This is a genomic window from Nocardia yamanashiensis NBRC 100130 (genome assembly GCF_001613325.1).
GTDB lineage: Bacteria > Actinomycetota > Actinomycetes > Mycobacteriales > Mycobacteriaceae > Nocardia > Nocardia yamanashiensis.
Map to the genome: position 1 here is coordinate 160,433 of NZ_BDCD01000008.1, position 19,297 is coordinate 179,729.

Annotated in this window: 19 protein-coding genes; 13 read left to right on the plus strand and 6 right to left on the minus strand. The window is 67.7% G+C overall.

Translation table 11 applies throughout. The features are described 5' to 3' along the window. The first annotated feature begins 274 nt into the window (after positions 1-274). From pcrA to NY1_RS08960, 3 genes are all read left to right on the plus strand, one after another. A complete protein-coding gene (pcrA, locus tag NY1_RS08950) occupies positions 275-2,698 on the plus strand; it encodes a DNA helicase PcrA (RefSeq protein WP_067710368.1) in 2,424 nt (807 codons plus the stop codon). 320 nt (positions 2,699-3,018) lie between these two features. Beyond that, positions 3,019-3,366, plus strand: a complete 348-nt coding sequence (locus NY1_RS08955; protein WP_067710370.1) for a hypothetical protein — start codon at positions 3,019-3,021, stop codon at positions 3,364-3,366. 71 nt (positions 3,367-3,437) lie between these two features. Then, positions 3,438-4,412 (plus strand): aldo/keto reductase, encoded by a 975-nt coding sequence (locus NY1_RS08960; protein WP_218028336.1) that lies wholly within the window; start codon positions 3,438-3,440, stop codon positions 4,410-4,412. 283 nt (positions 4,413-4,695) lie between these two features. On the opposite strand, the gene NY1_RS08965 is transcribed toward NY1_RS08960, so the two are convergent. Beyond that, a complete protein-coding gene (locus tag NY1_RS08965; RefSeq protein WP_067710372.1) occupies positions 4,696-6,036 on the minus strand; it encodes a M23 family metallopeptidase in 1,341 nt (446 codons plus the stop codon). 509 nt (positions 6,037-6,545) lie between these two features. Here NY1_RS08965 and sucC point away from each other — a divergent pair. The 7 genes from sucC (at position 6,546) to purH (ending at position 15,194) form a co-directional block, all read left to right on the plus strand. Then, complete coding sequence (sucC, locus tag NY1_RS08970; protein WP_067710374.1) at positions 6,546-7,712, plus strand: ADP-forming succinate--CoA ligase subunit beta; 1,167 nt, start codon at positions 6,546-6,548, stop codon at positions 7,710-7,712. A 15-nt stretch (positions 7,713-7,727) separates the two neighbouring features. After that, positions 7,728-8,642, plus strand: coding sequence for a succinate--CoA ligase subunit alpha (gene sucD / locus NY1_RS08975; RefSeq protein WP_067710376.1), 915 nt, complete (start codon positions 7,728-7,730; stop codon positions 8,640-8,642). A 295-nt stretch (positions 8,643-8,937) separates the two neighbouring features. Next, the gene (locus tag NY1_RS08980; RefSeq protein ID WP_067710377.1) at positions 8,938-9,924 is read left to right on the plus strand and encodes a DUF5336 domain-containing protein; all 987 of its coding nucleotides are present in this window, start codon (positions 8,938-8,940) and stop codon (positions 9,922-9,924) included. Positions 9,925-9,949: 25 nt separating this feature from the next. Beyond that, the gene (locus NY1_RS43615; protein ID WP_067710379.1) at positions 9,950-10,912 is read left to right on the plus strand and encodes a DUF5336 domain-containing protein; all 963 of its coding nucleotides are present in this window, start codon (positions 9,950-9,952) and stop codon (positions 10,910-10,912) included. A 158-nt stretch (positions 10,913-11,070) separates the two neighbouring features. Next, the gene (locus NY1_RS42710; protein ID WP_067710381.1) at positions 11,071-12,666 is read left to right on the plus strand and encodes a cell division protein PerM; all 1,596 of its coding nucleotides are present in this window, start codon (positions 11,071-11,073) and stop codon (positions 12,664-12,666) included. A 288-nt stretch (positions 12,667-12,954) separates the two neighbouring features. Continuing rightward, a complete protein-coding gene (gene purN, locus NY1_RS08995; protein ID WP_084534792.1) occupies positions 12,955-13,611 on the plus strand; it encodes a phosphoribosylglycinamide formyltransferase in 657 nt (218 codons plus the stop codon). Further along, on the plus strand, positions 13,608-15,194 hold the full coding sequence (purH, locus tag NY1_RS09000) for a bifunctional phosphoribosylaminoimidazolecarboxamide formyltransferase/IMP cyclohydrolase (RefSeq protein ID WP_067710385.1): 1,587 nt from the start codon (positions 13,608-13,610) through the stop codon (positions 15,192-15,194). The genes purN and purH overlap by 4 nt, the downstream gene beginning before the upstream one ends. 84 nt (positions 15,195-15,278) lie before the next feature. Here the strand turns inward: purH and NY1_RS09005 are convergent, their stop codons facing one another. Further along, positions 15,279-15,740, minus strand: a complete 462-nt coding sequence (locus tag NY1_RS09005; RefSeq protein ID WP_067710424.1) for a hypothetical protein — start codon at positions 15,738-15,740, stop codon at positions 15,279-15,281. Between the two features lie 216 nt (positions 15,741-15,956). On the opposite strand from NY1_RS09005, the gene NY1_RS09010 reads away from it, so the two are divergent. Beyond that, the gene (locus NY1_RS09010; protein WP_067710388.1) at positions 15,957-16,520 is read left to right on the plus strand and encodes a LysM peptidoglycan-binding domain-containing protein; all 564 of its coding nucleotides are present in this window, start codon (positions 15,957-15,959) and stop codon (positions 16,518-16,520) included. A gap of 75 nt (positions 16,521-16,595) precedes the next feature. On the opposite strand, the gene rpsR is transcribed toward NY1_RS09010, so the two are convergent. The 4 genes from rpsR to rpmB are packed head-to-tail and all read right to left on the minus strand — an operon-like array spanning position 16,596 to position 17,614. Beyond that, positions 16,596-16,850, minus strand: coding sequence for a 30S ribosomal protein S18 (gene rpsR, locus NY1_RS09015; RefSeq protein WP_040695439.1), 255 nt, complete (start codon positions 16,848-16,850; stop codon positions 16,596-16,598). 34 nt (positions 16,851-16,884) lie between these two features. Then, entirely contained in the window at positions 16,885-17,190 is a 306-nt protein-coding gene (rpsN, locus tag NY1_RS09020; RefSeq protein ID WP_067710390.1) for a 30S ribosomal protein S14, read from the minus strand. Position 17,191: 1 nt separating this feature from the next. Beyond that, entirely contained in the window at positions 17,192-17,362 is a 171-nt protein-coding gene (rpmG, locus tag NY1_RS09025) for a 50S ribosomal protein L33 (protein WP_067710392.1), read from the minus strand. Positions 17,363-17,377: 15 nt separating this feature from the next. Beyond that, entirely contained in the window at positions 17,378-17,614 is a 237-nt protein-coding gene (rpmB, locus tag NY1_RS09030; RefSeq protein ID WP_067710394.1) for a 50S ribosomal protein L28, read from the minus strand. A 111-nt stretch (positions 17,615-17,725) separates the two neighbouring features. Between rpmB and mrf the strand changes: the two genes are divergently transcribed. Together mrf and NY1_RS09040 are read left to right on the plus strand one after the other, a co-directional pair. Beyond that, entirely contained in the window at positions 17,726-19,042 is a 1,317-nt protein-coding gene (mrf, locus tag NY1_RS09035) for a ribosome hibernation factor-recruiting GTPase MRF (protein ID WP_157762127.1), read from the plus strand. Between the two features lie 4 nt (positions 19,043-19,046). Then, positions 19,047-19,297: type B 50S ribosomal protein L31 (locus NY1_RS09040; protein WP_067710396.1), on the plus strand; the 251-nt coding region annotated here is incomplete at its 3' end.

Sequence of the window (19,297 nt, forward strand, 5' to 3'; positions counted from 1 at the left end):
GACCCGTTACCGATCGGTTCCTCACCAAGAAACAGACCTGTTGAGTCTTTCATTCTCCCCCCGGATGAGCACTCGAGTGAATCGCCCCCACGAGTGCCGGTCACCAGGACGAGTCTGCCACGTGGGATGGTCAAACCAAAAAGTGTTCGTTTGTGAATCTCCTGAGTATTTTCCCCGCTCAGATTCACCCGATGTTCGCCAGACCGGCATTATTCGGACACCTGTGCGATCCGCTGCGACGGCTGTCGGTGCGCGTCGGTAACGTGGATGGACGATGAACACGACGGTGGCAGACGCGCAGAAGACCGAGCAGTTGCTCGAAGGGCTGAACCCGCAACAGCGCGCGGCGGTGGTGCATTCGGGGTCTCCGCTTCTCATCGTCGCAGGCGCCGGCTCGGGTAAGACCGCGGTGCTGACCCGTCGCATCGCCTATCTGCTGGCCGCCCGGAATGTCCGACCTGGCGAAATTCTGGCAATCACCTTCACCAACAAGGCCGCGGCCGAAATGCGCGAGCGCGTGGCCGGGCTGGTGGGGCCGCGAGCAGCGAGTATGTGGGTCTCCACCTTCCACTCCAGCTGCGTGCGAATTCTGCGAACCCAGGCCGCGCTGATTCCGGGCCTGAACACCAACTTCTCCATCTACGACGCCGACGACTCGCGCCGCCTGCTCGGCATGATCAGCCGCGACTTCGACATCGACGCCAAGAAGTACACGCCCCGGCTGCTGGCCACCGCCATCTCCAATCTCAAGAACGAGCTCATCGACCCGGACCAGGCCGCCGCCGACGCCGAGACCGAGGAAGCCGAACTGCCGCGCCTGGTCGCCAAGGTCTACGGCGAATACCAGCGCCGGCTGCGCGCGGCCAACGCCCTGGACTTCGACGACCTGATCGGCGAGACCGTGGCCATGCTGCAGAAGCATCCGCAGGTCGCCGAGTACTACCGGCGGCGGTTCCGGCACGTCATGGTCGACGAGTACCAGGACACCAACCACGCGCAGTACGTGCTGGTGCGCGAACTGGTCGGGTACCACCTGCCCAAGGACTCCGAGGACCGGGTGCCGCCGTCCGAGCTGTGCGTGGTGGGTGACGCGGACCAGTCCATCTACGCGTTCCGCGGGGCGACCATCCGCAATATCGAGGAGTTCGAGCGGGACTTCCCGGATTCGGAAACGATTCTGCTGGAACAGAACTACCGGTCCACCCAGCGCATCCTCACCGCCGCCAACGCGGTCATCGCGCGCAATGAGAACCGGCGTGACAAGAAGCTGTGGACCGATCAGGGCGACGGCGATCTGATCGTCGGGTACGTGGCCGACAACGAGCACGACGAAGCCTCGTTCGTGGCTCGTGAGATCGACCGGCTGGTCGATGCCGGCGAGGCCAACTACGCCGACGTGGCCGTGTTCTACCGCACCAACAACAACTCCCGGGCGCTGGAAGAGATCTTCATCCGGATGGGGTTGCCCTACAAGGTGGTCGGCGGCGTGCGGTTCTACGAGCGCAAGGAAGTCCGCGACATCGTGGCCTATCTGCGCGTGCTGGAGAACCCGGACGACGCGGTGAGCCTGCGCCGCATTCTCAACACCCCGCGCCGGGGTATCGGCGATCGTGCCGAAGCCTGCGTGGCGGTGCACGCCGAACAGCGCGGCATCGGCTTCGCCCAGGCGCTGCGCGATGCCGCCGAAGGCAAGGTGGCGCTGCTCAATACCCGTTCGCAGCGCGCCATTTCGAACTTCCTCGACATCCTGGCCGATATCCGCACCGCCGGGGTGCAGGAGGATCTCGACTTCCCGGATGTGGGCAATGTGGTCGAGGCCGTGCTGGACCGCAGCGGTTACCGCGCCGAACTCGAGGCCTCCGACGACCCGCAGGACGGGGCGCGGCTGGACAACCTCAACGAACTGGTCAGCGTCGCCCGCGAATTCAGCTCCGAGGCGCGCAACAATGTCGAGGCGGCGCGCGCGGAAGGCATCCTGCCCGAGGCCGCCGAAGGCGAACCGGACCCCGGCTCGCTCGCCGCCTTCCTGGAACGCGTCTCGCTGGTGGCCGATGCCGACCAGATCCCCGAAGAGGGCTCCGGCGTGGTCACCATGATGACCCTGCACACCGCCAAGGGCCTGGAATTCCCGGTGGTCTTCGTGACCGGCTGGGAGGACGGGCAGTTCCCGCACATGCGCGCCCTCGGCGACCCGACCGAACTGGCCGAGGAACGCCGCCTCGCCTACGTCGGCATCACCCGCGCCCGCAAACGCCTCTACCTCTCCCGCGCGGTCATCCGCTCCGGCTGGGGCCAGCCCGTCTCCAACCCCGAATCCCGCTTCCTGCAGGAGATCCCGGGCCACCTGATGGACTGGCGCCGTCTGGAGCCCACCCCGTCGCAGTCCGGCGGCCGCGGTTTCCGCCGCCGCGGCGAGGGCGACGGCCTGGAACGCGACTGGACCCGCGGCGAAAGCTGGAACGAACCCCGCCCGGGTGTCCGCGGTGACCGCCGCCCCGCCCCCTCGGGTTTCGGTGCGGCCAAACGCAACAACGACATCGTGCTGGCCGTCGGTGACCGCGTCACCCACGACAAATACGGCCTCGGCCGCGTCATAGCCACCGACGGCATCGGCGCCCTCACCACCGCCACCATCGATTTCGGCACCGCCGGCACCATCCGCCTGATGCCCCAGCACGCCCCCCTCGCCAAACTCTGACAAGCCGCTGACATGCGGAGATGCTAGTTGTATTCTCTGTGTATGGGTTAAGAGTGGCTGCAATCGGCAGCGATGAACCTAGACGGTGGCTTGACTACCGATGCGGTAATCAGGGCGCTTCTGGACGGACGGCGGCGCTGGGTGCAAACCGTCTCGACCAAAAACGGCGCTACCGGGCTAGCCGTGTGGACCCGTACACCCAAAGGACTACCGATACTGGTGGTGCTTCGGCCGTTGGGCGGATTCGATCATCAGATCGTCTACGTTGCACCAATGACGCCTGAGCAGGTGACCGCGTTCGAGGATTGGGAGGCGAACCAATGAGCGCACGAAACAACGAGTTCCGCGAACTAGCGGATGCCGAGGAGCTGGCTGCCGCTGCCGCGGCCGGCGAGCTTGTCTTCGGTGAGTCCGTCGACGCGGATTCGGCTCTTCCTCCGCGTGCCGCAGTGCGGGACACCGCCGAGGACACCCTCGTGGTCACGACAGTCCGGCTCACCGTGAGGCAGCGTCGACGGGCCGAAGAGATCGCGGCCAAGCGTGGAACCGATCTGGCTTCGCTGGTACGAAGTTGGGTCGACGAGGGAATTGCCGAGGACGAGCAGGACTATGCCGTATCCGCCGCCGACGTTAAGCGGATGCTGGCGGGATTGCGCAGAATCGCCTGATTCACGCCCGCGTCGAGGGTGGCCCTGTCGCGGTCTCCCTCCCGCGGCGGGCGGTCGGCAGAGTGGATCGCATGATGCGATACCGACTGTTCGGCCGGACCGGGTTGCGGGTTTCCGAGCTGGTGCTGGGGACCATGGTGCTGGACGAGGCCGACGAATATCGGCGGGTGCTGGGTGCTTTCGCGGACGCGGGCGGGAATTTCATCGATACCGCGGCGTCGTACGGGCGTAGTGAGGAACTGCTCGGGTCGGTGCTGACGGATCGGGACCGGTTCGTGATCGGGACCAAGTACACGCCGACCCGGGATGCGGCGGATCCGAATGCCGGTGGGAACCAGCGCAAGAACCTGGTGCTGACGCTCGAGCAGAGCCTGCGTCGGCTGCGGACCGACTACATCGACGTGTACTGGGTGCACATCTGGGATCGGCACACGCATATCGAGGAGACCATGCGGGCGCTCGACGATATGGTGCGGGCGGGCAAGGTGCTGCACATCGGCATCTCGGACGCACCGTCGTGGGTGGTCGCGCAGGCGAATACCCTTGCGCAGTACCGCAATCAGACTCCGTTCGCCGGACTCCAGGTCCCGTACAACCTGTTGTGGCGCGATATCGAACGCGAATTGCTGCCCATGGCCGAGGCTTTCGGCATGAGCGTGACCACCTGGGCTCCGCTGGCCCAGGGCACCCTCTCGGGCCATATAGGCCGCAGAACCGACCCCGCGCAGCGCACCCCGCGCCAGCAAGCCGCCGTCGCCGCCGTCGACAAGGTAGCCGCCGAATTGGGCGTCCCCCCAGCCCATGTCGCGATCGCCTGGACCCGCCACCGCTCCCACGCGGTGCTCCCCATCATCGGCGTCCGCAACGCCACCCAACTCACCGAAAGCCTCGGCGCAGCCGCCCTGACCCTCCCCGCCGAAGCCGTCGCCACCCTGGAAGCCGCCGCCCCCTTCGAACCCGGCTTCCCCTACGACTTCGTAACCGGCTGCGACACTTCCCCTCGCATCTACGGCGACACGGTCAACCGCGTAGACCCCCGCCGCTGACCCGAACCGCGTGCGACTCCCGGCCGCATCGTGCCGCGCGCGGGACACCCCGCCATGTGGTGCCCGTGGCCGGGACTCCCGGCCATGTGGTGCCGTCGTGCGACACCTGGCCATCTGGTGCTGCGTGTGCGACGCCCGGCCGCATCTTGTCGCGCGCGGACACCCCTCTCCGTGGCGTTGTGCGGGCGCGCCGCTACTGCGGCGCGCCCGCACTTCTTTTTCCACACAATGTGAATTGCCCCGGACTCCAATGGAGTCCGGGGCAATTCGGGTGTTCAGGGGCCTAGTCGCGCTGTACGCCGAGGGAGATGCCTCGGGAGGCCAGCCAGGGGAGGGGGTCGATCTTGTCTACGCCGTTGAGCCAGACTTCGAAGTGGCAGTGCGGGCCGGTGGAGAAGCCGCGGTTGCCTACGGTGGCGATCTGGTCGCCCGCCATGACGCGCTGGCCCTGGGAGACGGTGGCGGTGTCGATGTGGCCGTAGATGGTGACGGTGCCGTCGTCGTGTAGAAGCCGGACCCACATGCCGAAGCCGGAGGCCGGGCCGGCTTCCAGGACGGTGCCGTCGGCGACCGCGTAGATCGGGGTGCCGATGGGGGCCGCGACGTCGACGCCGAGATGCTGCACGCCCCAGCGGATGCCGTACCCGGAGGTGTAGTTGCCGCTGGTGAACTTCATGAACAGCGGGCGCAGCTTGGCGGCCTCCTGCGCGGCCAGGTCGGCGGCGTACTGCTGACCCTTGCGCAGAATGTCGTTGAACTGATTGAGGTCCACGGGCGCGCCGACATTCAGCACCTGGGGCGCACCGGCCGGAGCGTTCTCGGTGAGACCGATGGTCTCCGCCGAGGCGATCTCCTTGACCTGCGCGGCGGCCTGGAATTCGACGGTGTCGGAAGGCGATGCGGCGGATTCGAGTCCGGTGTGCCCGGCCGCGACCACCGCACCGGCGGCCACGGCGACCACCGCGGCACGGCCCTTGAGCGCGGTCGGCGGAGCGGGCAGGCGGTGCGCGCCACCGGCGGCGCGGCGGCGGCCACCGGAACGCGGCGCGGCCTCGTCGGCATCCGCTTCCGGCTCGCTGTGATCGAGACGCGCACCGTCACCGGAGAACCGGAGCTCTTCCCCGGAGGCGGTGCGGAAGCTGTAGACCGGCCGGTAATCGCCGGAGGGGCTGGGATCCGCGGAAGGGTCCCAGTTGGAACGCGATTGGGAGGCCCAGGCGTTCGGGTTCGGCGCGGCCCAGCCATTGGCGGTCGGCGCGGCGAAGGTCTCGGTGGCCTGCCAGTCGGACTGCGAATCGTCCCAACCGGTCTCGGCGGCGGCGCCCGAGTTGTCCCATTCGGCGGCGGCGTTGTCCCACTGCCCCTGCGCATCCCAGCCGGACTGGGCGGCCTGGTAGTCGGATTGCCCCGCCTGCCAGTCGGACTGCTGCTGCCAATCGGCGTCGGCTGCCCAGCCGGAATCGGCCGGAGCGGACCACGAGCGGGCGTCCCACTGATGCACGGTGCCCTGCCCGTGATTCACGGAAGCGCCGAAATGCGTTGCCCCGCCGTAGTTCTCGGAATCCTCGCGATAACGGTGCCCATGTTTGGCGCGATTGGGCGAGGGAAAGGAATCGTCGTTCATGCGATCTGTCCCGAGTAGAGCGGTGAGGCCGGCGGTGCGCCTGCGGAGCTGCTCTTCACCTGCGGAGCGCTGTGCTGCGTCAAGCCTGCCGTCCTCCTGTCGTGACCGGGTTGTGACATCGACCGCATCGACGGTAACGAAACGATTGCGGGTCAGCAAGCGATGGACCCGGTTCGACACGCTGCTGTGACATTCATCACCTTGCGCGCACGAATTTCCTCACTGTGCTCCGGGTAACCAAGTGAGCCGGTTCCACTACAAACCGTAGTACCCCGTATCACTCTCCGGGATTCGTGTGTCCTACCTGGCGCGTGGCCAACAAGCTACTCGCGAGTAGCAAAAACGCGGTCTCTACCAGCAGCGGAGACAGTACCGTGACCTGCGCCACTTAGGCTGTATGCGGCTGATTTCGGCTCCATGTGACTGATTAGAGTCCGACCCGACCCGCCTCCGACGACGGGCCGCCAACCAAGACGTTGTCACAACAACGCAGACGAGACGGTGAGTACATGGATCTCTTCGAATATCAGGCGAAGGAACTCTTCGTGAAGCACGGAGTGCCTTCGTCGGAGGGCCGCGTCACGGACTCGGCCGAGGACGCCCGTGCCATCGCGGAAGAAATCGGCAAGCCTGTGATGATCAAGTCGCAGGTCAAAGTCGGTGGCCGCGGCAAGGCCGGTGGCGTGAAGTACGCCGCCACCCCGGACGACGCCTTCACCCACGCCTCCAACATCCTGGGCCTTGACATCAAGGGCCACATCACCAAGAAGGTCCTGGTCGCCGAGGCCAAGGACATCGCGGCGGAGTACTACATCTCCTTCCTGCTCGATCGTTCCAACCGCACCTACCTGGCCATGTGCTCGGTCGAGGGCGGCATGGAGATCGAAGAGGTCGCGGCCACCAAGCCCGACCGCCTGGCCAAGGTTCCGGTCGACGCCGTCAAGGGCGTGGATCTGGCCTTCGCCCGCAGCATTGCCGAGCAGGGCCACCTGCCGGCCGACATCCTGGATGCCGCGGCGGTCACCATCCAGAAGCTGTGGGAAGTTTTCATCAAGGAAGACGCGACCCTGGTCGAGGTCAACCCGTTGGTGCGCACCCCCAACGACGAGATCCTGGCCCTCGACGGCAAGGTGACCCTGGACGAGAACGCCGAGTTCCGTCACCCCGACCACCTCGAGTTCGCGGACATCGACGCCACCGATCCGCTCGAGCTCAAGGCCAAGGAGAACGACCTCAACTACGTCAAGCTCGACGGCGAGGTCGGCATCATCGGCAACGGCGCGGGTCTGGTCATGTCGACCCTCGACGTGGTCGCCTACGCGGGCGAGAACCACAACGGCGTCAAGCCGGCCAACTTCCTCGACATCGGTGGCGGCGCCTCGGCCGCCGTCATGGCCGCCGGCCTGGATGTCATCCTGGGCGACTCCCAGGTCAAGTCCGTGTTCGTGAACGTCTTCGGCGGCATCACCGCCTGTGACGCGGTCGCGAACGGCATCGTCGGCGCGCTGCAGACCCTGGGCGACGCGGCCTCCAAGCCGCTGGTCGTCCGCCTGGACGGCAACAAGGTCGAAGAGGGCCGCAAGATCCTCGCCGACTTCAACCACCCGCTGGTGACTCTCGCCCAGACCATGGACGAAGGCGCCGACAAGGCCGCCGAACTGGCCGCGGCCAAGTAAAGGACACGAACCAACATGTCTATCTTCCTGAACAAGGACAACAAGGTCATCGTCCAGGGCATCACCGGCGGCGAGGGCACCAAGCACACCGCGCTGATGCTGAAGGCCGGCACCAACGTGGTCGGCGGCGTCAACGCGCGCAAGGCGGGCACCACCGTCACCCACACCGACAAGGACGGCAACACCGTCGAGCTGCCGGTGTTCGCTTCGGTCGCCGAGGCCATGGAGAAGACCGGGGCCGACACCTCGATCGCCTTCGTGCCGCCGGCCTTCTCGAAGGACGCCATCATCGAGGCCATCGACGCGGAGATCCCGCTGCTCGTGGTCATCACCGAGGGCATCCCGGTGCAGGACACCGCCTACGCCTGGGCCTACAACGTGGAGAAGGGTCAGAAGACCCGCATCATCGGCCCGAACTGCCCCGGCATCATCACCCCGGGCGAGTCGCTGGTCGGCATCACCCCGGCCAGCATCACCGGCAAGGGCCCGATCGGCCTGGTGTCGAAGTCGGGCACCCTGACCTACCAGATGATGTTCGAGCTGCGGGACTTCGGTTTCTCCACCGCCATCGGCATCGGCGGCGACCCGGTCATCGGCACCACCCACATCGATGCCATCGAGGCGTTCGAGAAGGACCCCGAGACCAAGCTCATCGTCATGATCGGCGAGATCGGCGGCGACGCCGAGGAGCGGGCCGCGGCCTACATCAAGGCCAATGTCACCAAGCCGGTCGTCGGCTACGTGGCGGGCTTCACCGCGCCCGAGGGCAAGACCATGGGCCACGCCGGCGCCATCGTCTCCGATGGTGCGGGCACCGCGCAGGGCAAGAAGGAGGCCCTCGAGGCCGCGGGCGTGAAGGTCGGCAAGACCCCGTCCGAGACCGCCGCCCTGGCTCGCGAGATCCTCGAGAAGGCTTCCATCAGCGCTTGATGGTTCTCGTGTCCCGCTGCCTGACAGCAGCGGGACACAACCTGCGTGCGGGTTGATTCGCACGCGAAAGCTCAAGGCCGCCTGTCGTTTTCGACAGGCGGCCTTTCTCGTTCCCGGAACCGGGTGTGCGGAATCCGTTGTGGCGCACGATCAAGTGGGCGTGTCGCACGGTGTTCAAACCGTGATGTTCGGCGCATTCGAGCCGCTCGGCGCGCGGGCGGTTGGTGGTGACCTGCGGCGTCGAGTGCAGTAGCGTCGATGGAGGTTCGTGAACGACTCGATAGGAGACGACGACATGTCATACCCGACCGGGGGCTCGGGATACAACGCGCCCCAGCCGACGCCGCCCACAGGTTCCGGCTACGGCCAGCCTCCGGCGAGCAGCGCTTCCACCGCGGCTACCGGGTCGGCTGACACCGGCAAGGGCCTGCCGTTCTTCCTGACCATCGGTGTGGCCGCGCTGGGCGTGATCACCTTCCTGTTGGGTCTGCTGCCGTTCGTCAAGCAGAAGAAGAACCTCGACGACATCGATTTCAGTGCCAGCCTGTTCTCGCAGGGCGGCACCACGCCGCTGGCCCTGCTGCTGCTGGCCGGCCTCATCGCGGGCCTGTCGCTGCTGACCAAGCAGCGCTACACCGCGCTCTCGGCCGCCGCTGCGGTGACCGGTTTCCTGGTCGTGCTGTTCCAGGCCTTCTCGCTGCCCGGCTATGTCGAATTGGCCGGTGGCGGTTGGGTTCTGGTGGCCTTCGCCTTCATCACCGCCGCGGCGGCGGTGGTCGCGCTGCTGTTCGAGCTGGGCATCGTCAAGCCGCCCGCGCCGAAACCGGCCGCGCCGCAGGGTGGTTACGGCCAGCCGTTCAGCCAGACCGGTCCGCAGGGCTACCAGCAGCAGGGCTTCGGCCAGCAGGGCGCCTTCGGGCAGCAGCCCGGCCAGGCGCCGTCCTTCGGCCAGGCCCCGCAGCCGGGTGGTCAGCCCGGTTACGGCCAGCAGCAGCCCGGCGGTTTCGGGCAGCAGCAGCCGTACGGGCAGCAGCAGCCGTCGGCCGGATACGGCACCGGTTCGCAGCCGACCTACGGCCAGCAGCCCGGTTACGGTCAGCAGCCGGGTGGATACGGCCAGGGCGGCCAGTCCTACGGCCAGCAGCCGCAGCCCGGCAGTGCCGACGCCACGCAGCATTTCGGCGCGCAGCAGCGGCCGGCGCAGCCGTTCGGCGGCGAGCAGAACTCCGATCCGGCCGCGGATGCCACCCGCGCTTTCCGCCCCGGGCAGGACGACAAGTAATTCCCTACTCGCGTAAGGAGCTCCGATGTCGTACCAGGTTCCAGGCTCACCTCCACCGGTTCCGGGAACCGGGTATGGCATCACTCCACCGCAGGCGGGGCCTGGTCTCGGCGCCCCGCCGGCCGGGGGTCGCGGACCGGCGTTCGGACTGAACCTCGGTGTCGCGGTCCTCGGGCTCATCGCCTTCGGGCTCGGCTTCGCGCCGTATCTGGCGAGCAAGCCGTACGACATCGGCGGCCGCATCGCCACCGGCGGCTACAACTTCTATCTGCTCGATACCCCGGGCGGCGCGGCGCTGCTCGGCCTGGCGCTGGCGGCGGGCCTGCTGGCGGCGTTGTCGATACTGCCGCAACAGAAATGGGCCGCACCGGTCGCCGTACTCACCGTGGTCGGGTTCCTCGGCTTCCTCTGCTACGTGCTGAAGTCCCTGGACGACGACACCGAAATGAAGTGGGGCGGCTGGCTGCTGATCTTCCTGCTCTTCGTGCAAGCCGTACTGGCCGTCGTGGTGCTGCTGTTCGAACTGGGCATCATCAAATCCCCCGCCCGCACCTTCGCCCCGCAGGCCTACGGCGCGCCGAGCTACGGCCAGCCGCCCTACGGCACCCCCGCCCAGCCCCAGCCTTTCGGCTGGACCGGCCCGCAATCGCAGCCCGGCGGCCCCTCGGGCCCGCACGCGCAACCCGCCTACGGCCAGCCCGCCCCGCCGTTCGGCCAGCCCCCGCAATTCGGCGAATCCGCCCCGCAGCCACAGCCTTACGCCCCGCAGCCGCACGGCCACAGCGGCGCCCACCCGCAGCCCGGCCACGATTTCGGCCAGCCCCCGCCCGGTTACGGCGGTCAACCGGGTTATGGCGGCCAGCCCGGCTACGGCGGCCAACCGGGCTACGGCGCACCCGCCGCGCCCGACCAGTCCTCGCCCTACGCTCCGCCCACGCCGCCGGATACCTCCGCGCCGCAATCCGGTTCGGGTACGGACAACAACTAGCCCGTCCGCCGCGCACCAGGGTTGCCTATACGCTCGGACAGGGGAGCGGACCGGGCGGTTCGCTCGACTGACCGATCCGCTGTGATGCCGTGCGGAACGCCTTCCGGTGCGGCGCGCCTGACCCTTTCGTTTGTGAGATGCTGCCACGCTGGTTTTCCATGAGCTCCTCCAGAACGTCCCTGGTTCGCCTGAGCGACAGCGATGCGCGTGATCGGCCGCGCGAGCCGGTGCGGGCGAGCGCGGGCGGGGGCGGGTTCGGATCCTTGACGCCGGATCGGGCCCGGGTGCTGATGTTCGTGGCGGCGCGGGCCTCGGCGGTGACGCTGCTGGTGATCGTGGTGCTGGTGTTCGGGACGCTGTTCGCGGCGGGCAGCGCCATGACGGGGGCCTCGGGGGCGATCGCGGCGAGCTGGCTTGCGGTGCACCAGGTTCCGCTGGTGATCGGCAAGACCGCCATCGGGTTGTGGCCGCTGGTGCCGACCGGATTCATCCTCTGGCTGGTGGCGCGGGATTGCGCCCGCGCCGCCGAACCGGATTGCACGCGTACGGATCTGGGCTGGATCGCGGGCGCGGCGGTGGGCGGCCCGCTGCTGATCACCGCGGTCTGCCTGGCGGTGGCCGACGACGCCTCCGGGGTCACGCCGCTGCAAGCCCCCGATACGCTGTCCGCCTTCGCCTGGGTGATCGCCCTGCACCTGGCGGCCGCGGTGGCGGGCATCGGCTCCCGGCACTGGCGCGAATTCACCTATCTGCTGCCGATGCCCTTGCCGCGCTGGGTGATTCCCGGCGCGCAGGCGGGCGTCCGCGCGATCGGCCGGCTGCTGGCCGCGGCGGGCGTGCTCACCGTGGTCTCGTTCCTCGCGCACTGGTCGCGCATCGGCGACACCTTCCACGCGTCCGGCGACTTCGTCGGTGTCATCGGCCTGATCCTGCTGTCCCTGGCCTACCTGCCCAATGTCCTGATCGACGCGATCAGCGTCCTGGTCGGCGGCCAGGTCCACATCGGTTCCGGCTCGCTCAGCCTCTTCGCCATCGACGGCGCCCCCGTGCCCGCCGTCCCCCTGGTCGCCGCCGTCCCGTCCGGCCCGGTCGCGATCTGGTGGTTGGCCCTGCTCATCGTGCCCGCCGCGGTCGGCGTCCTGACCGGCCTGGATTGCGCTCGCGCGAGCGATGATCGGCCCACCGCCCCCTGGGCGACCCTGACCGCGGCCGGCGTCGCGGCCGTCCTCCTCGCCGCACTGGGCGTGCTGGCCGGCGGCGACCTCGGCACCTTCGGCTGGATCGGCCCCGACGTCCTGCTCACCACCGCCGCGGCCTTCGTCTGGCTGGCCGTCGCCGGCTACATCGGCATGCTCGGCGGCCGCTGGTTCCTGCTCCCCGCCGCGGGCGGCGCGCTGGGCCTGCTCGGCCGGAAGTCCACCCGCACCGTCCCTTCCGAAGACGGCTACGACGACACCGATGACGCCTACGACGATTACGACGACGGCTACGAGGACGAGTACGACGACTACGCCGATGACGAGTACGCGGACGACGACTATGCGGATGACGATTACGACGATGCTGCCACCGACTACGACGACCGAGCCGATTACGACGACGCCGACACGAATCGCTCCGGCATGATCGAACTCGACGGCGAACTCCTCGACGATGACGACGAGCCCGTAGCGAGCGCAAGCGGATACGACTCCACCGCGGACGCCGACATCCTCGACGCCGAAGTAGTCGAAGGCGCCGACCGCGACAACTGATCGCCCGCCCCCGTCATTCCGGCATGCTTCTAGCCGGAATCCACGGGTTCGCCGTGTGGATCCCGGCTAAAAGCACGCCGGGATGACGAAGTACGCGTGCCGGGATGACGAAGTACGCATGCCGGGATGACCGAGTGCTCGCATGCTGGGACGACGAGCGGCGGTTGGACGGCTGAGTCGGCATCGAGGCTGGGCGCTGACTGTCTCGGAAGGCGGCCCAGCTAGGCTCTTAGGCGGCGGCCCTGCCCCGGTCGTCCTCTTCCGCTTCGACACACAGGGAGTAGTGCGCTGACGTCCACGCCCGCCCAGCTGCTACCGCCGACCGCGCCCGCGTCCGTCGTGGTGCTGGCTTCCGGCACCGGTTCACTGCTGCGTTCGCTGCTTGCCGCGACCCAGGAATCCGACTATCCGGCAAAGGTGGTCGCCGTCGGAGTGGATCGGGAGTGCGCCGCCACACAGCATGCCGCAGAGTTCGGGATCGCGCATTTCAAGACCGCGTTGAGCGATTACGACGGGCGCGCCGAATGGGATTGGGCGCTCACCGAGGCGGTTTCGAGTCACAACCCCGACCTGGTGGTTTCGGCCGGTTTCATGAAGATCCTGGGCCCCGTCTTCCTCGATCGTTTCGGCGGTCGCATCATCAATACCCATCCCGCGCTGCTGCCCGCTTTCCCGGGCGCGCACGGGGTGCGGGACGCGCTCGCGTACGGCGTGCGGGTCACCGGTTCCACCGTGCATCTGGTCGATGCCGGTGTCGACACCGGCCCGATTCTGGCGCAGGAGGCGGTCACCGTACTGCCGGATGACGACGAATCGACCCTGCACGAACGCATCAAGGTCGTGGAGCGGCGGTTGCTGGCGGAGACCGTCGCCGCCGTCGCGATCCGAGGCATTGTCTCCGATGGACGAAAGGCAGTTATCCCAGATGAGCGAGTTCTCCGGTGAGTGAACGCAAGCCGATCAAGCGGGCCCTCGTAAGTGTTTACGACAAGACCGGTCTGATCGAACTGGCCACCGGTCTGCACAATGCGGGCGTGGAGCTGGTCTCGACCGGTTCGACCGCCGGCAAGATCGCCGACGCCGGCATCCCGGTCACCAAAGTGGAAGACCTGACCGGTTTTCCGGAGACCCTGGACGGCCGGGTCAAGACCCTGCACCCGCGCGTGCACGCCGGCATCCTGGCCGACACCCGTAAGTCCGAGCACGTCGACCAGCTGGTCGAGCTCGGCGTGGAGGCCTTCCAGCTCGTCGTGGTGAACCTGTACCCGTTCACCCAGACCGTCGCCTCGGGCGCCAGCATCGACGAATCGGTCGAGCAGATCGATATCGGCGGCCCGTCCATGGTGCGCGCCGCCGCCAAGAACCACCCGTCGGTGGCCGTGGTCGTCTCCACCGGCGACTACGACAGCGTGATCGAGTCGGTCAAGTCCGGCGGTTTCACCTTCGCCGAGCGGACCGCCTTGGCCGCCAAGGCTTTCCAGCACACCGCCACCTACGATGTGGCGGTCGCCAGCTGGATGACCAGCGTCGCCGTCCCGGCCGCCGAGGCCGCCGAGGGCGTGGAAACCGCTGCCGCGCAGCGCTTCCCGGAGTGGATCGGCGCGACCTGGAACCGGGACGCGGTGCTGCGCTACGGCGAGAACCCGCATCAGGCCGCCGCGCTGTACACCAACGAGGGCGGCCCGGCCGGTCTCGCGCAGGCGAAGCAGTTGCACGGCAAGGAGATGTCGTACAACAACTACACCGACGCCGATGCCGCCTGGCGCGCCGCGTACGACTTCGACGGCCCGGCCGTCGCGGTCATCAAGCACGCGAATCCCTGTGGGATCGCGGTCGGCGCGGATATCGCCGAGGCGCACCGCAAGGCGCACGCCACCGATCCGGTGTCGGCGTTCGGCGGCGTGATCGCGGCCAACCGCGAGGTCTCGGTCGAGATGGCCGAGCAGGTCGCCGAGATCTTCACCGAGGTCATCGTGGCCCCGTCCTACGCCGACGGTGCGGTGGAAGTGTTGCAGCGCAAGAAGAACGTGCGCGTGCTGATCGCCGAGCCCGCCACCCGCAAGGGTCCGGAATTGCGTCCGGTCAGCGGCGGCGTGCTGCTGCAGGACCGCGACATCCTCGACGCCGAGGGCGACAGCGCGGCCAACTGGACCCTCGCCACCGGCGAACCGGCCGATGCGCAGACCCTCGCCGATCTCGAATTCGCCTGGCGCGCTTGCCGTGCCGTGAAGTCGAACGCGATTCTGCTGGCGAACGACGGCGCGGCCGTCGGTATCGGCATGGGGCAGGTGAACCGGGTCGATTCCTGCAAGCTGGCGGTGGATCGCGCAGGTGAGCGCGCCCGGGGTGCGGTGGCCGCGTCCGACGCGTTCTTCCCGTTCTCCGACGGCCCGCAGATCCTGATCGACGCGGGTGTGCGCGCCATCGTGCAGCCGGGCGGGTCGATGCGGGACAACGAGACCATCGAGCTGTGCAAGGCGGCCGGTGTCACCATGTACCTGACCGGGGCGCGGCACTTCGCGCACTGAGTCGTAAGCGCTTGTAGCGCAAGCGACTTCGCAGCCCGGCGGGATCCTGGATTCCGCCGGGCTGTTGCGTGTACGCGCGAACCGCTACTGCGCGCTGACGACCTGCCGGTCGCCGAGCGGCGACTTCAGCTGGATCTCCAGGCTGCCGAAGACGACGTTCATGGTGCACATCTTGCCGACCGCATCGGCCTTGGTCCCGCCTCGCAGTTCGACTTTGACCGTTTTGTCGGTTTCCGTGGTGGTGGCGTCCACCCCGTAACACTCCGGAATCCCGGTCTGGAAGTTCACCGCGATCTTGTCCGGGGCGATCCGGGTCCAGCTGTCGAACGCCATGGCGTGCGGTTTCACGATGGTCGGGTCGGCGGTGAACATCCGGCCCAGCTGCCCGGCCGGGGCCTCGGTCGGGGCGGGGGCCGCGGTGGTGGTGGGGGAGCTGGTATTCGATTGCCCGCCATCGGAATCCGAGCCGCCGCAGGCCGCGGCGGCCAGCAGCAGCGGCAGGGTGACGGCGATAGCGATCTTGCGGCGTCCGCGAGTCCCGTACATGGCGAACACCCTAGCTCGCCGACACCGTACAGCCGGTTTCGAGCGCTGGAGATGAGGATGTGGCGAACATCTAGCGACACGCTGTCAAAACTTTGATTCACGCGGCGCGTATCCCTGCGGTGACCGGTGGTTCGTTGGTAATTTTGTGACAGATGTGCGAATGCAGTTCAGTGCCATCGACTTATCTGCTTGATCCCCCTCCGGAAAGGACGCACCGTGGGCGACTCGTTGAAGGCCGGCGAAGAACTCAAACTGGGAGAGTCGCTCAAGGGCGGCGCTTACTCCCTCACTCTGCAAGAGGACGGCAACCTGGTGTTGTCGGAGCCTGACGGCAACGTCGTCTGGGCTGCGGGCACCAATGGTCAGGGCGTCGAACGCGCCACCCTGCAGGACGACGGCAACTTCGTCGTTTACAAGTCCGACGGCGCCGCCTGGTCCACCGAGACCAACGGCAAGTCGGCCGACCGCCTGGTCGTCCAGCCCGACCGCAATGTCGTGCTGTACGGCACCGACGGTTCGGCGCTGTGGAGCTCGGGCACCAACACCGACAACCCGCTCCCGGCTCCGGTCGAGGAGATCCACACCGAGGCCGCCGCGGTCGAGGATGTCCCGCCGCCGCCCCCGGCCGCGCAGACCTACACCGTCGAGCCCGGCGACACCCTGTGGGCCATCGCCGAGCGCTTCTACGGCGACGGCAACCGCTACCAGGAGATCGCCAACGCCTCCGGCATCGACAACCCGGATCTCATCAACCCGGGCCAGGTCCTGACCATCCCGTAAATCGCGTCAACTACGGGATGCAAGAGCAGCGCCCCCGATGCGTAAGCATCGGGGGCGCTTCGTTTTTCGATCTTCCTACCGGCTGGTGAAGGGGAGCAACGCCATTTCACGGGCGTTCTTCACGGCGACGGCGACCTGGCGCTGCTGCTGCGGGGTCAGGCCGGTCACGCGGCGCGAACGGATCTTGCCGCGGTCGGAGATGAACGTGCGGAGCAGGTTCACGTCCTTGTAGTCGACGGTTTCGACGCCGGCGGCGATCAGGGGGTTCTTCTTGGGCCGGCGGGCCTGCTCGGCGCGGACCTTCTTCGACGGTGCTCGCTTCACTGCCATGTCAGCGGTTCCTTACTCACGAGATCGTGGATGCTTACCAGCTCGATTTGTGCACACCGGGCAGCTCTCCGCGGTGAGCCATCTCACGCACGCGCACTCGCGAGAGACCGAACTTCCGGAGATGACCACGCGGGCGTCCGTCCGCGGCGTCCCGATTGCGCAATCGTACCGGACTGGCATCGCGCGGCAGCTTGGCCAGGGCGGACTGCGCGGCGGCCTGCTCCTCCGGGCTGGAGGTGGGCTTGCGGATGATTTCCTTGAGCTCGGCCCGCCGCGCGGCATAGCGCGCCACGATCAGTTTGCGCTCTTCGTTTTTCGCGATCTTCGACTTCTTGGCCACGTCAGCGGTCCTCGCGGAAGTCGACGTGCTTGCGGACGACCGGGTCGTACTTCTTGAGCACCATCCGGTCGGGATCATTGCGCCGGTTCTTGCGCGTCACATAGGTGTACCCGGTCCCGGCGGTGGACTTGAGCTTGATGACCGGACGGATATCGGTCGACTTCGATGCCATCTAGGTGGTCCTTTCTCAGATCTTCTCGCCGCGCGCTCGCAGCCGAGCCACGACCGCTTCGATCCCGTCGCGGTCGATGGTCTTGATGCCCTTGGCCGAGACGTTCAGCGTGATGCGCCGACCCTCGCTGGGCAGGTAGTAGGTCTTGCGCTGGATATTGGGGTCCCAGCGCCGGTTGGTTCGCTTGTGCGAGTGCGACACGGACTTGCCGAATCCCGGCTTCCGGCCGGTGACCTGGCAGATCGCCGACATGGGCACTTCCTTCCGGTCGTTCCTGTAGATGACAATCGTTTTCGACAACGAATGTATTCCAAGGTACCCTCGGCAACCGGTAAATGAAAATCGTTGTCGAAAGGGGTCTCGGTGGCCATCCGACCCACGCCAGAACCCGAGCGCGACCGCCGCACGCCCGTCGTGCTGCTGGCCGGACTCCCGGGCCGCGCCGCCGACGGCGTGGACCGGGCCGCGCGCCTGCTCGGCGCCGAACCCGGCACCGTCGTGGTCCGCCACGATCTGTCCGAACTGCGCGAAGGCGTGGTGCGCCGGACGGTGTCGGCCGACGGCCGGGAGACCGTCAGCGTGCTGGAACTCGCGCACGGCTGCGTGTCCTGCACCTTGCGCGCCGACCTGCTGCCCTACCTGTGCCTGCTGGCGGAACGGGATTCGGTGCGGCGCATCGTGCTCGCCCTGGATCCGGCCTTCGAGGCGGAAGCGGTGTGCCAGGCCATCACCGATGTGGTGGTATCCGGGGTGGTGGGCCGGGTGGACGGCCCGGCCGGGCGCAGCGTCCGCATCGAGGCGGTGCTCACCTGCCTCGATGCCCGCGACTGGCTGGCCGACGCCACCGGTGACGAGACCCTCGCTGAGCGCGGGCACGCCACCGCCGAGGACGAGCGCACCATTGCCCAGCTGGCCGTCGGCCAGGCCGAATTCGCCGATGCGCTGGTGGTTTTCGACGGCGGCGCGGAACTGGGCGACCGGTTGCGCACCTGCGCGGTGCTGGCCCGGCTGGTGCCGCAGGCGCCGACCGCGTTCGTCACCACGCCCGATGCCCTCGATGCCGAGGATCTGGGCCGGCTGCTGCGCTTGATCCCGGAGTCCTCGCGCCGGGGCGCGCCCTTCGATCCGCACGCGCCGCTGCTGCGCGGCCAGCCGCCGCTGGAATCGGATTCCGGTGTGACGCTGGTGGAATTCGAGACCGACCGACCGTTCCATCCCGACCGGCTGCATTCGGCCATCGACGTGCTGCTCGACGGCGTGGTCAGTGCGCGCGGACGGGTCTGGCTGGCGACCCAGCCCGCGGAGGTGGTCTGGCTGGAGTCGGCCGGCGGCGGTCTGCGGGTCGGCGGGGCCGGAAAGTGGCTGGCGGCAATGAGTTCCGAGGAGCTCGCCGAGGTCGATCCGGAGCGGCAGCTGATGGCCTCTTTGCGCTGGCACGAGCACTTCGGCGACCGCCACACCTCGCTGGTGATCCTGGCCGCCGATGCCGATCCGGACGAGATCCGGCACGCCCTGCACTGGGCGCTGGTCGACGAGGACGAGTTGCGTCAGGTGCGGTTCGCGCCCGAACGCGTCGCCCTATGGCAGGACCCGTTCGGCGACCAGCACGAAGAGCCTTGTGACAGTACGAAATCCACGCCGGTCAGCGGCGAAGGCACGTCTCGCAATAACGAAAGGTAATGTGATGAAACAAGGAACCCATCCCGATTACCACCCGGTGGTGTTCGAAGATGTCAGTACCGGGAAGCGTTTCCTGACCCGGTCCACCGCGGTGTCGATGCGCACGGTGGAGTGGGAGGACGGGAATACCTATCCGCTCCTGGTCGTGGACGTCACTTCCGATTCCCACCCGTTCTGGACGGGCAACCAGCGCGTGCTCGATACCGCCGGTCGCGTCGAGAAGTTCGAACGCCGCTACGGTAAGCGCATGCGAAA